At 34.9% G+C, this 12649-nt stretch carries 12 protein-coding genes; 5 read left to right on the plus strand and 7 right to left on the minus strand.

The features are described from left to right. Positions 1 to 47: 47 nt before the first annotated feature. The 5 genes from A8L32_RS07845 to A8L32_RS07865 are packed head-to-tail and all read right to left on the minus strand — an operon-like array spanning position 48 to position 4843. Positions 48 to 1028: an AAA family ATPase gene (locus A8L32_RS07845; RefSeq protein WP_066629829.1), complete on the minus strand. Its 981-nt coding sequence runs from the start codon at positions 1026 to 1028 to the stop codon at positions 48 to 50. A 10-nt stretch (positions 1029 to 1038) separates the two neighbouring features. Beyond that, entirely contained in the window at positions 1039 to 2241 is a 1203-nt protein-coding gene (locus tag A8L32_RS07850) for a DUF4350 domain-containing protein (protein WP_066629832.1), read from the minus strand. Positions 2242 to 2243: 2 nt separating this feature from the next. Further along, positions 2244 to 2978 (minus strand): DUF4129 domain-containing protein, encoded by a 735-nt coding sequence (locus tag A8L32_RS07855; RefSeq protein WP_066629835.1) that lies wholly within the window; start codon positions 2976 to 2978, stop codon positions 2244 to 2246. Further along, positions 2971 to 3843 (minus strand): hypothetical protein, encoded by an 873-nt coding sequence (locus tag A8L32_RS07860; protein WP_066629838.1) that lies wholly within the window; start codon positions 3841 to 3843, stop codon positions 2971 to 2973. Before A8L32_RS07860 ends, A8L32_RS07855 begins: the two co-directional genes overlap by 8 nt. A gap of 10 nt (positions 3844 to 3853) precedes the next feature. Next, on the minus strand, positions 3854 to 4843 hold the full coding sequence (locus A8L32_RS07865; RefSeq protein ID WP_066629851.1) for a stage II sporulation protein M: 990 nt from the start codon (positions 4841 to 4843) through the stop codon (positions 3854 to 3856). Positions 4844 to 4975: 132 nt separating this feature from the next. Here A8L32_RS07865 and A8L32_RS07870 point away from each other — a divergent pair, with 132 nt between their 5' ends. From A8L32_RS07870 to A8L32_RS07890, 5 genes are all read left to right on the plus strand, one after another. Further along, on the plus strand, positions 4976 to 5698 hold the full coding sequence (locus A8L32_RS07870) for an RDD family protein (RefSeq protein WP_066629854.1): 723 nt from the start codon (positions 4976 to 4978) through the stop codon (positions 5696 to 5698). A 52-nt stretch (positions 5699 to 5750) separates the two neighbouring features. Then, positions 5751 to 6911: a TlpA family protein disulfide reductase gene (locus tag A8L32_RS07875; protein WP_066629858.1), complete on the plus strand. Its 1161-nt coding sequence runs from the start codon at positions 5751 to 5753 to the stop codon at positions 6909 to 6911. A 128-nt stretch (positions 6912 to 7039) separates the two neighbouring features. Beyond that, positions 7040 to 8143: a TlpA disulfide reductase family protein gene (locus A8L32_RS07880; RefSeq protein ID WP_233145467.1), complete on the plus strand. Its 1104-nt coding sequence runs from the start codon at positions 7040 to 7042 to the stop codon at positions 8141 to 8143. Positions 8144 to 8232: 89 nt separating this feature from the next. Continuing rightward, entirely contained in the window at positions 8233 to 9000 is a 768-nt protein-coding gene (locus tag A8L32_RS07885) for a UDP-2,3-diacylglucosamine diphosphatase (protein WP_066629864.1), read from the plus strand. A gap of 75 nt (positions 9001 to 9075) precedes the next feature. Then, positions 9076 to 10182 (plus strand): 3-oxoacyl-ACP synthase III family protein, encoded by a 1107-nt coding sequence (locus A8L32_RS07890; protein ID WP_233145468.1) that lies wholly within the window; start codon positions 9076 to 9078, stop codon positions 10180 to 10182. Positions 10183 to 10247: 65 nt separating this feature from the next. On the opposite strand, the gene A8L32_RS07895 is transcribed toward A8L32_RS07890, so the two are convergent. Both A8L32_RS07895 and A8L32_RS07900 read right to left on the minus strand, forming a co-directional pair. Continuing rightward, positions 10248 to 11354 carry a glycosyltransferase gene (locus A8L32_RS07895; protein WP_066629866.1) on the minus strand — a complete coding sequence of 369 codons (1107 nt, stop codon included), beginning with the start codon at positions 11352 to 11354 and terminating at the stop codon, positions 10248 to 10250. A gap of 89 nt (positions 11355 to 11443) precedes the next feature. Next, positions 11444 to 12571 (minus strand): SPOR domain-containing protein, encoded by a 1128-nt coding sequence (locus A8L32_RS07900; protein ID WP_066629875.1) that lies wholly within the window; start codon positions 12569 to 12571, stop codon positions 11444 to 11446. Between the last annotated feature and the right edge of the window lie 78 nt (positions 12572 to 12649).

The raw sequence follows: 12649 nt of genomic DNA on the forward strand, positions 1-12649 counted from the left end.
TGAGATAATAGTCATTAGTGTTTAGTCAATAGCTCTAGTTATTTATACTATCTAGGAATTTCAACTGAATCAACAATTTGTTGAATTACCGTATTGGTCTTTACGCCTTCCATCTCTTTTTCGGGTGTAAGTATAACACGATGGGTAAGCACTGGAATCATCACAAATTTAATATCCTCAGGCGTAACAAAATCGCGTCCTTCGATAGCAGCAAAAGCTTTAGCGGCATTTAATATGGCCAGCGAAGCCCTCGGGCTACCTCCTAAAAACAAGGCATTTGACTTACGAGTTTTCTCCACCACTTGTGCGATGTATCTGATTAGGTTAGGCTCTACCAATACTTTTTTTACTAAGGCCTGTAAAGCAATAATTTGCTCGGCTGATATAACTGGATTAACCAAAGAAATTTCCTTTACGCTTTCTCTATTCTGCGCATTACTTAAAATCTGCACTTCATCCTCTAACGAAGGATAATCTAATTCAATCTTAAATAAAAAACGGTCCAATTGCGCTTCGGGCAAACGATATGTTCCTTCATGTTCTACTGGATTTTGAGTAGCAAACACAATAAATGGAGCATCCATCTGTTTGCAATCACCATCAATAGTCACTTGACGCTCTTCCATCACCTCAAACAAAGCAGCTTGTGTTTTGGCAGGAGCACGGTTTATCTCATCTATTAAAACCAAGTTAGAAAAAATTGGTCCTTTTTTAAATTCAAACTCCGACTTTCCCATATTAAAAATGGAGGTTCCCAACACATCCGAAGGCATTAAATCGGGTGTAAACTGAATACGCGTAAACTCGGTGGATATACTTTTGGCCATGAGCTTTGACAGCATCGTTTTTGCCACTCCTGGCACACCTTCTAACAAAATATGCCCGTTAGCCAATAAGGCGGTAAGCATCAAGTCCACAATTTTCTCTTGCCCAACAATAACCTTGGCTATCTCGCTTTTTATTTGGTATGCAGCCCTATTTAACTCTTCTAAATTAAGTCTATTTTCAAACGGGGTTTGATTCTCCATATCGTGAGTTTTATTTTTTGTTTGCTTTACATTTATCGTAAAAGAATTCTATTTTTTTATTGAACTGATCTAAATCCTCCTCAGAAATTGATTTAACCAGTTCTAATTTTTGTGCTATTTCAAAAAGCTGTTTCACTGTGCGATGTGGCACATCACATTTTTCTGCAATCTCATTGTACAGCTCCGTGCTAATTTCAGATGTTTGTATAAAATACTTTGAGCGTAGAAACTCTAAAAAGTAAGTATACTTCTTTTTAGCAATGTCTAAATGGTTTTGTTTTCTGAAATACAAACGGCCTATGGTTTCAATAAAAGTGAGGGTGGTATTTTGCGGTGCGGTAACTATAGGTATAATACGCTGACGACGCTTAGCCCCAAAAACCATATAGGTAAGAATACCAAATAACAACAAATACCAGGCATACCTCAAAGCTTTTTGGGATAAAATATACCTGAACGGAGATGCTGACAAAGCCTTCTGCTTATAGTGTTCATCCCAAATAACAGAAGAATAAGGTAAATAAGATAAACTTTTAAAAACGTATTCGTAATTATTATCCTTTAATAAGTTGTAATTGGTAAATGCTAGTGGATTGGTATTAATATAAAAGTTTCCACTGCCGTAATTTATTCGCACAAAATTGGTTTTAGCTTGCTCATTAATCCCTAAAACGCTCGTCCGAAGCGTATCGTATGATTCGAAGCTTACTTTATGAAAACCTTTTGTGTACTTGTAACCCCAAGGTGTTTTTAGTTTTTGATTGACCAATTTAAGTACAGTGGAGTCCTGCCCCATAAAGTTAAAATCCATAGACTCATCCACCTTAAAACCTAAAGTATCTTTAAATACTTCGGAGAAATGAATGGCAGCTACAAATACACTGCTTCCACCTTCTACTATATCAAGTAGTTTTCCAACGTCTAATTCGTCTGCATTAAATCGATCGTTAATATAAATGATACTCTGCTTTTCGTCTACTGAATCTTCCAGAAAGTTATAGATAGCCGAGTGACTAGTTTTTATTTGTTCGGCAGGAAATAACTGCCCCAACTCCTCAAAAAGAATACTATTACCAAAAGGTATTTTATCGTTTTTAGAGAAACTGTAGCTCCAATTAATTGGCGTTGGGGTTAGCGTTAGAATCACGACATAAAGTGCAAACACAGCCACAACCCCATAAACTAAAACCTTATTTTTCATCTGCTTTGCCATATCTACGCCGTTTTTTTACCACTACTTAAGGTTTGTTCAAATCGCTGAAACAAGCTATGCACCTCAGAGAATTTATCATCTAACACCTCAAACTGGCCATACCAGATATATTCGTAGCTCAACACTAGTTGACTAAACATCTCCTTTTGATGGGCTGATTTTAACTCGTAATAATACTCCTTATTGGTTTTCCATGGTTTCCAATCTATTAGCTCAGCACTATCCATGTGACGTAAAGCTAGTAAGTACATTAAACGAACCGCCTCGCGATAAGCCTTATTTTTTATTGCAGCACTTAGGGTGCGCTCTAAATTCTCATTGTAAATATCATCTTCCCCCAGCTTAAACTTTAAATTATCCACTTTGGTATCTTGGGCAAAAATAAATAGCCCAGAAATCCTAACACCGAGTAGCTTCAACACCACAAACAGTAATATTAAAACTGCAAACCCTATCAATAGATAAAAAACTATATTTCCACTATATTTTGAAGAAAATAACTTGGCAATTAACCAACGTTTAACCTTATCCCAAAAACTCTCAGGCTTTTGAAATCGGTCGTAGATATATTCATCCATTTGTTTATACTCCTCCATAACTTCCTTGGAGGCTGGCCTGTAATCCACAGCAGATCTATCCCAAGCATCCACTTTAAGCGAATCTTGGGCAAGCAAATGGAAACCACCCACAAAATGGATGAACATTACAAAAAGAATATATACCGACTTTTTATTCATCCTCTGAATTAGGAGCTTCGTTTATTTTATCAATTTTATCTAATAATGAAGTATTGTCTTTATGCTCCACTAAACTAAAATATTGAAAGGAAACTACCAGCGGTGATAATGGAGCCAATAAAGCATTGCCTACAGTTGAAAAAATCATTATTAATAACATTGGCAACTTACTAAATGAAAAATCCTCAACTAATATACCTCCCATTCCTCCTACCAACCGTGCCGGAATATTAAAAACTTGACCAATAGCATAAACAATAAGAACCGTTACAATAACAAGCCCAAAAGTTTGCCACCAATGACTCCTAACTAAATAAAAACACCTTGAAAAAGAGTCACCATAACCATTATTTTCTGCAACTTTAACTATTAATATTAAAGATAATGGTACGGCAATATATATAGCCGGAAAAAATAGCATAAATGCCGCAAAAAAGATAATAATAACAGAAAGTATATTAAACCCAATAATTGACAAGAATAGCCCGGTAAATCTATCCCACACTTCATTTATCTCAAAATTATCTGCTCCTTTTTCCTTGTACAATACAACATAACAGTAAGTCATTCCGGTTAATAATACTTGAACTACAACAAATATCAATACTAATAATATAACCTTAACTGGAATTTGACTAACAAATTCGTTTGCTACTTCAGGGTTATTAATATTACCTAAAATAGTAGACATTGTGCTATTTAGAAACAATGTGGCTAAAATTGCTTGCACCAATACAGGTATACCTGCATATATTAATAACATACGCCCCATTTTTTTATACTCCTGACGTATAAATGCAAAAGCCACATTTAGCACATCGCTAAAATCTCTTTTTTTACTAACTACAACTTTTTCTTCAATCATAAATTATCTATTAAATATCTTTGTTACTACTCGCGGCGTGTGCCTTTACACGTTTATATATTCTATTAGGATACACAAAAAAGTACCACATTATCATAAATAATGATCCAATAATTATAAATAGATTAATAACCAATGGCATAGTATCGTAATGTCGGGTAACAAAACTTTCTAAAAAGCCTGCCACAAAAAACACAGGAATAAGACCAATTATTATTTTCACACCTCTTTTTACACCTATCATTAATGAGGTAGAACGAGGCAGCGTACCTGGAAACAAAAAGCTATTACCCAATATTATGCCAGCACCTCCAGCTATTACAATACCTGGTATCTCCAAGGCACCATGAATATAAATAGCCAGCGTAGATACAGAAAAAAGTTGCTTTTGCACAAAAAATGTTTGAAATGCTCCAAGCATAATACCATTTTGCATTAGTAGCATACCTACACCTATAGCAGTTAGCATACCACTCACAAATACAATAAACGAAACTCTTATATTATTGAAGGTAATTCTAAAAAACATTTCAAACTCACCCATCGATTCATATATACCCATAGGATTGCCCTTTTCAATATTATCAAGTGTTGTGTTTACATAAGAATCTCCCAGAATTAGCCTTAAAAAACTATCGTCATTTAATGCAGAAACAGCACCTAAGGCAGCAGCCAATCCAAAAATAATCATCGAAATAATGAAATACTTTCTACTATGATAAAGTTCGAGTGGCAATTCAGTCAACCAAAAGGATTTTAATCGACTAGACTTTTCCTTTTTGTTTTTATAAATTTCTTGATGGGTTTTAACCGTAAGCGCATTAAGGTAAGAAATAGAACCTGACTTGGGAAAGAAAGTACGGGCATAAGCTAAATCATCGGTCAACTGAATAAACTGATCTGCCAATTGATCAGGCTCTAACTGATCGCCCTTTTTCATATTTTCCTCAAAGCTACTCCACCGAGATTTATTTCGGTTAATAAAGGTTATCTCTTTCACAATTGTTACTTGGGGTTAAGTATAAATTAAATAAAACAGGCTTTCAACGATTTTTCAAATATAACTAATCAATGTAAATTTGTTACATTTGGCAAGCGATATTTTAATCATAACCGATTACATTGTACACTTATGGAGTTTGTAAATGTTTCTACTACACAAAACATTGATTTAGAATATAGAATTGCTGGAGTTGGAGATAGAATTCTTGCTTTTCTTTTTGATTCTCTTGTTACCACTGCTTGGTCTATCATTTGGATAGTTATACTTCAGCAATCAGGTGATTTGCAGTTATGGCATAGTATTTTTACCATACCCGTTGTATTTTACACTTTATTATCTGAGGTTTTTATGAATGGACAAACCTTTGGAAAAATGGTACTTAAAATAAAAGTAGCTAAGCTAGATGGATCGGAATTAACCTTGGGAACATGCCTTATCAGATGGGTCATGCGTATTATCGATATCTATCTGTTTTTTGGCCCCGTAGCCATTATTTCTATCATCAGCAGTAAAAAATCACAAAGATTAGGCGACTTGGCAACAGACACTACAGTAGTTAAAGTATCGAGTAAAAATCTTTTTGAAGATACCAATTATGTAGAAGTTCCTGACGACTACACACCTGTTTATGTTCAGTCATCCAACCTGAGCGACGAAGACGCTACAACCATTAACGAGGTACTTAACTTTGTCAATTCGCAAAATGACACAGGAACTGACATAGCTTACCACCCCATGCAAGTAAAACTACAAAATGCCTTAAAAAAGAAATTGGGCATTACGGAGATTAATGGTTCCGCCAAACAATTTTTACAAGATTTATTGAAGGATTTTAATTACATGCATAGGTAATATCAATATTTTCGTGATATTTATTCGGTAATAGAATTCTAAACTTGACAAGATGCGCAACTTCACCTATAGTATATTTGGCATAATTACATTATTACTGTTCTCGTGCTCTGAAAAAAAAGTAAAACAAATTCCTTTAATAGAAGGTTTGGTTTCTAACTATGCACACCAACAGATCTATCTCTTCAACGAATCTGATACATCCAATGCGCTAGATACTATATCCATTGATACAGAAGGCACTTTTTCAGTTGCCAAACAAAGCATTAAAAAAGCGGGGTTCTACTATTTAGATTTTGCCGATGCAAGTAGAATAAATCTCTTTTTAAAACCCAGCGACTACATTAATCTGAATGCAGATGCCAGCCAACTCACCAATTCGATTAAAAGCAACAATTCAAAGTTCCACACAACACTTTGGAAGCTCAATAAAAACAGAATAGCTTTTGCCAAAGAGATGGATCAATTATCAGATAGGCTTAATCAGATTGATTCAGAAAACTACAATGACTCGATATACAAAGCATTATATAAGCAAAAAGAAATACTGATTGAACAATACAGAAAGCAAAGTATAGATATTACTAAGGGAAATGAATCGCCCATATTGGAATATATCATGCTAAATCAAAAAGCGGGCAACATTTCCATATTTAACTTGCAAAAAGACATTCAGTTATTTATAGATAATGCAGAGAAACTAACCAGTAATCCAGAAACGGCTGAATTATTCCAAGCATACGATCAACAAATCATGCAAGCATTCACAGCTATCCGAGCTGAGCAACGCTATCATCAAGGCGGTACTTTCCCTGAACTAAGGGCGAGAACCAACTGGAATGAAATAGTTACTTTAAACCAAGTAAAAGGTAAGCCATGTCATATCATATTGTGGTCGGGCAAGGATTTAATGGACGATGCCAAACTTAAGCAAAGCAAACAACTGATGTATAGGTATGGCCCCAAAGGATTAAAAACCATTATGGTGGCTTATACCAAAGATAAAGAGAGTTGGTTAGGAGCCATCAAAAAGTATAAATTACCATATTGGCATTTACTAGATACCAATTCTGTTGAATCGTTAGATCTTGTAGAAATGGGAGTAAGATCTTTACCTTGCAACTTTGTTGTGGATAGTACAGGTGTCATTTTACAACGAAATATTTGGGGAGATCAGCTCAATCAAAGCATCCTTAGCTATATTAAAAAATAATGTATCTTTGGTGCTTCCATACATAGACACAAATAACACAAAACACTAATAAACAAATGAATACATTTCGAATTATTCTTTTCCTAGGATTTATATTCCTTATTTCATCTTGTTCAAACAAGGACACCATGAGGGTAAGTGGTAACATTTCTGATGCAGAAGGAAAGACATTATATTTTCAAAAGCTAAACTTAGATGGTACAGAGGATTTAGACTCTGTTCAATTAAAAGAAAATGGAAGCTTTAAGTTTTCTATGCAAAAACTAGAGCACCCTACTTTTCTTTTATTAAAATTGGCAGATAACAACCTAATTACGCTTTTAGCTGATTCTACCGAAAAAATTGAAGTAACTGCTAATGCTAAAAATTTAACAGAATCTTATTCTGTTAAAAACTCGATGGGTTCTAAATACATTAAAACACTTAATCAAAAGTTAGAAACAACTAAAAACGATATTGATAGCTTAATTACAGTTTATAACAATATTCCAGAACTAGAAACCGAACAACGTAAAGCAGTTAGGGACGAAATGATTAAGTCAATAAACAATCAAAAGAACTTTATTTTTGATTTTGTTATGACAAACCCTCGCTCCTTTGCCAGTTATTACGCTGTTTTCCAACGTTTTGATGATGGATCTCTAATTCTTGACCCTAATCAAAAAAAGGATTTAAACATGTACACTGCAGTAGCTACAAGTTTAGATTTGATGTATCCAGAAGCACCTAGAGTAAAGCAATTAAAATCATTTATTCTAGGCATTAAAAAGGAGCAAAGAACAAGACAATTGCGTGAAGAACTATTATCACAGGCCAATGAAGTAAGAAGCATACCAGAAGTTGAAGAGGAAGACTTAAATGGCAAAAAAATAAAGCTTTCATCGTTAAAAGGAAAGATGGTGTTACTTTCTTTTTGGGCCTCTTGGGATCAAAAATCGATGGAAGAAAACAAAAGACTTTTAAAAATTTACAGTAAATACAAACCTAAAGGCTTTGAAGTTTACCAAGTTTCGCTTGATAAAAGTAAAATTTTATGGGAAGAGGCGGTTAAAAAAGATAAGCTTCCATGGATAAATGTAAGCGACTTAAGATTTACCAGTTCTGTGCCAGCTACAACCTACAATATCAGTAAATTACCCGCTAATTTCTTAATTAGCAAAGAGGGTGAAATCATTGGTAAAGATTTGTTTGGACGAATTTTGGATGAAAAACTAGCTGACGTATTAAACTAAAGTTTTTGCGTTAAAATACTTATGAGGGAAATTCGTTTCGAATTTCCCTTTTTTGCGTAAATAAATCTAATATCTTTGTGCGTTGATTTATGATAGAGAAAGAGTTGGAAAAAGGGAAAAAGATATATTTTGCATCGGATGTTCATCTAGGTGCTCCTTCCATTAAAGATAGCCGTAAACACGAAAAAGTATTTGTTGACTGGTTGGATTCAATCAAGGAAGATACTGCGGCTTTATATTTGTTAGGTGATATCTTTGACTTTTGGTTTGAGTATCGTCATGTGGTACCAAGAGGTTTTAGTCGATTTTTTGGTAAGATATGCGAATTCACCGATAGTGGTATTCCAGTTCATTTTTTTACGGGTAATCACGACATTTGGGTTTTCGATTATCTACCTAAAGAAACAGGTATGATTGTACATCGAGATCCTGTAAAGACAGAGTTTAATGGTAAATCATTTTATCTGGCTCATGGCGATGGATTAGGGCCGTACGACAAAAGTTACAATTGGCTTAAAAAAGTTTTCACGAACAAATTGCTTCAATGGATGTTTGCTAGAGTCCACCCCAACTTTGGTGTTGGATTGGCCCGCAAATGGTCGAAGCAAAGCAGAATTAAAAATGAAAACTCTGATGAGAACCAATATTTGGGTGAAGACAAAGAATGGTTGATGCTTCATGCCAGAGATATATTAGAAGAAGAACACTTTGACTACTTTATATTTGGACACCGCCACCTTGCGCTACATCAAGATTTTAAAGAACGTAGCCAGTTTGTGTATCTGGGAGATTGGGTAAATCACAGATCATATGGAGTTTGGGATGGGTCTAAATTTGAGTTAAAGTTTTTAAAATAAATAGTAGTTGTTTTGTTTGCGTTAGCGCAGGCAATAAATATCCTTACCAAATGCATAGGGTAAAAAGCAAGAGGTATGGATATACATATGCAAAAATCGGAAATAATGAAAATTTATGCTGTAGCTACTGGTACGGGATCTTATATCCCTCCTGTAGTAGTTAAAAACATTGATTTCGCTAATCAATTATTTTTAAACAGTGATGGTAGCAAAATTGAAACTCCTGGCGAGGAGATCGTTCAAAAGTTTGAACAAATTACTGATATCACGGAGCGTAGATGTGCTGATGAAAAACATGTAACTTCAGACATTGCCACCTTTGCTGCAGAAAATGCTCTTGAAGCAGCAAACTTCGACAGGGAGAAGTTGGATTATATTATTGTTGCGCACAATTTGGGCGACATTAAACATGGCAGCCACTTTCCTGACATGCTTCCTACACTGGCTTCCAGAGTAAAGCAAAAACTAAAAATCAAGAATCCTAAAACCATAGCATACGATATTACTTTTGGCTGTCCTGGCTGGACACAAGCCATGGTTCAGGCCAAATACTACATTGAATCAGGCGATGCTAAAAGCGCCTTGGTAATTGGAGCAGATACATTAAGCAGAATGATGGATGCGCACGATAGAGACTCTATGCTTTTTGCAGATGGTGCAGGGGCTGCTTTATTAGAAGGCGTTGAAAGCGAAGAGCCTGTAGGTATCCTGAAACATTCGGCCAGAACAGATTCAGAAGAACATATTGATTTATTACAGATGGGTAATTCATACAATAAAGATTTGGATGATGACCATATGTACCTTAAAATGCACGGTCGTAGACTATACAACTACGCCCTTACTACGGTTCCTTCTGTTGCCAAAGAGTGTCTTGATGCCAACAACTTAACTTTAACTGACGTTAAAAAGGTACTAATTCATCAAGCAAACGCTAAAATGGACGAAGCTATCTTAAAAAGGTTATATAGGCTGTACAAAGTAAAAGATGTAGACTACAGCATTATGCCAATGACTATTAACACTTTAGGAAATAGCTCAGTAGCAACTGTTCCTACTTTGTTCGATTTAATTGTTCGTGGCAAACTCGAAGGACAATCCTTAGAAAGTGGCGATTATGTGATGATGACTTCTGTAGGTGCGGGTATGAACATTAATGCCTACATGTACAAAATGCCATAAGTATAATAGATAAAACTATTAAAATATATTAGGGATATTCTTTACGGGATATCCCTTTCTTATTATTAAATTTTTCTACCCTTCCAAATACGAGGCCCTTTTACAGCCATTAAAACAGAAGCAACTATATAAAAAGGATAGATAATGGCAATGCTTATATAGCTAAAAAAGTTAATTCTATCCTGAACGAAAGCAGCTCCTTTTTTTAGCAATATATAATCAATCAGAATTTTGAACATCGCAAACACAGCCACCACAGAGGCCATTGATATATTATAGAAAAACCACAAAGGAATTGTAAGCATAACCATATTTGAAATAAAAACAATCCATGCTACGCATATGGTAAACTTGTCGGTATAGGCTTTACTTTTAGAAGCCCATCTAACTCTCTGCCTTAAAAACCCTTTAAGCGTTTTTTCGCAAAACGTTTGCACTATAGCTGCTGATGACTTTAAAAATTCAATCTGCTTCCCTTGATCTTTGCAATACTGCAATAAAAATATATCATCACCTGATGCATAGCTTTCGTTTAATGAATCCTGCGCTTGTAACCAGAGCGCTTTTTTTACAATTAAATTGGCACCATTGCACATAATAGCCCTATTAAGTCCAGCGGCACCAGCGCCAGACGTAATCAGACTCAAAAAATCAACTGCCTGAAACCACTCGAAGAAGTTTGATGGTGAATGATATTTTACGGGACCAATTAACAAATCTGTATTTTTGCTATTTAAGAAGGATCCAATGGTACTTAACCATGATGGAGGATGCATACAATCCGCATCAGAGAATACGATATATTCTCCATTAGCCACTGTAACACCTTGCTTAAGCGCCAACTTTTTCCCTTCCCCGAGATTGTTTTTAAGGAGCTTAAAATGATCCAATGAACTTATTAATTGCTCAACCAAAGCATACGAACCATCGGTACTATTATCATCTACTAAAACAACTTCGTAATTAGCATTTTGCTGACGATTTAGATTTGTTATCAGTTGTTTTAAATGATGTTCTTCATTTCGGAAAGGAATTATGCAAGAAAGTAGCGCTTCTGCATTTGAGGTTCCTGAAGCCTTAAATGGTTTTATTCTATTCCAGCCTAATATAAAATTAGCAATCAGCCCTATATAAACCAACAATACGCTTATAACTATTATACTAAACCACATAACACTTTCGAGAATATACTACTGTTTTGAGTAAACAAAAATCCCGAATCCAATGAATAGATTCGGGATTAAATATATCTTTTGCTAGCTTATTTTACTTTATATAGCCAACTTCCCATCTGCTTGCTTAAGATTTCTTGCTGCTTAGCTTCCATCTTTGAGTACGAAACATTATTATCAATGCTAACCAAATGCATTTTATCTTTTACAATCATTTGTGCATTTGTATAACCTTCGCTTTTAAGCTTATCTACCATTTTATTGGCATTCTCCACATTTTTAAATCCACCTACTATAATATGAAACTGTCCCTTAGCAAGAGCTGGAACTACAAGCTTAGCTTCTTCTTTGGGTTTCACTACCTTCTTTTTCTCAGCTAGAGTAGTATCCTTTTTAACAGGTGTTTTTTTAGGTTTAGGCTTTACAATTTCCTTCTGTGCAATTTTAATTGGCTCCTTTTCAGGCTTATTAAAAAATACGAAGTAGCCAACAACACACAAAACAACTATAACAGCTATTGCAATAAATGCAATTAAACCTCGCTTATCTTCTTTTTGTTTAACTACTGTTTTCTTATAAGTTGTTTTTTTGATAGGCTCTGGTTTTTTCTTCTCTTCCACAGCCTTAGTAGATACAGGAGGAGTAACAATCACCTTATTATCCTTCTTCGGGAATTCTTTTACAATAGGTTTAGCTGGCTCATCATCAACTTTAGTTTTTTCAACATCAACAGCCTTTTCTTCTACCTCATCCTTAATACTAGTATCTTCAGATTTCTCCTCATCTAGTATCAGAACCCCGTCTTTTGTTTCTGATGTTTCTTCAGAAGTTTCTGCTCCCTCCAACTTTTCTTCAGAAGCTTCATCACTTTTAACTAAGCCTTCAGTAAACTGAGCTGCAAAATCATCCGATTGATTAAATCGAAGAATACCATTTTCATCTTTCTTAAAAGTACCTAGCTTTTTAATGACATACTCGCCTGATTCATCTAATTCTTTCTTCAGTCCGTCAACGAAGTTAAATACCTCATCGGTAGCAGCTACAGTCTCAATACCCTTTTGCTCGGCAACATAGTTAACCAAAAGGCCATCATTAAAACTTAAGAAATTATTAAATAGTATACTAGGCCCATGCTCTTTAGAAACAATGAATGCTCCAAAGTTGGGAATGATAACTCTATTATTTTCTGAAATTAAATCAAGAATATATTTTTCCATTATGGTGTTTATCGGTTTTATTAGGTTAGTACGCGGAAAAATCGAACTAAAGATAATGATTTTTAAGAATTAAGGATA

Source organism: Labilibacter marinus (genome assembly GCF_001659685.2).
Classification (GTDB): domain Bacteria; phylum Bacteroidota; class Bacteroidia; order Bacteroidales; family Marinilabiliaceae; genus Saccharicrinis; species Saccharicrinis marinus.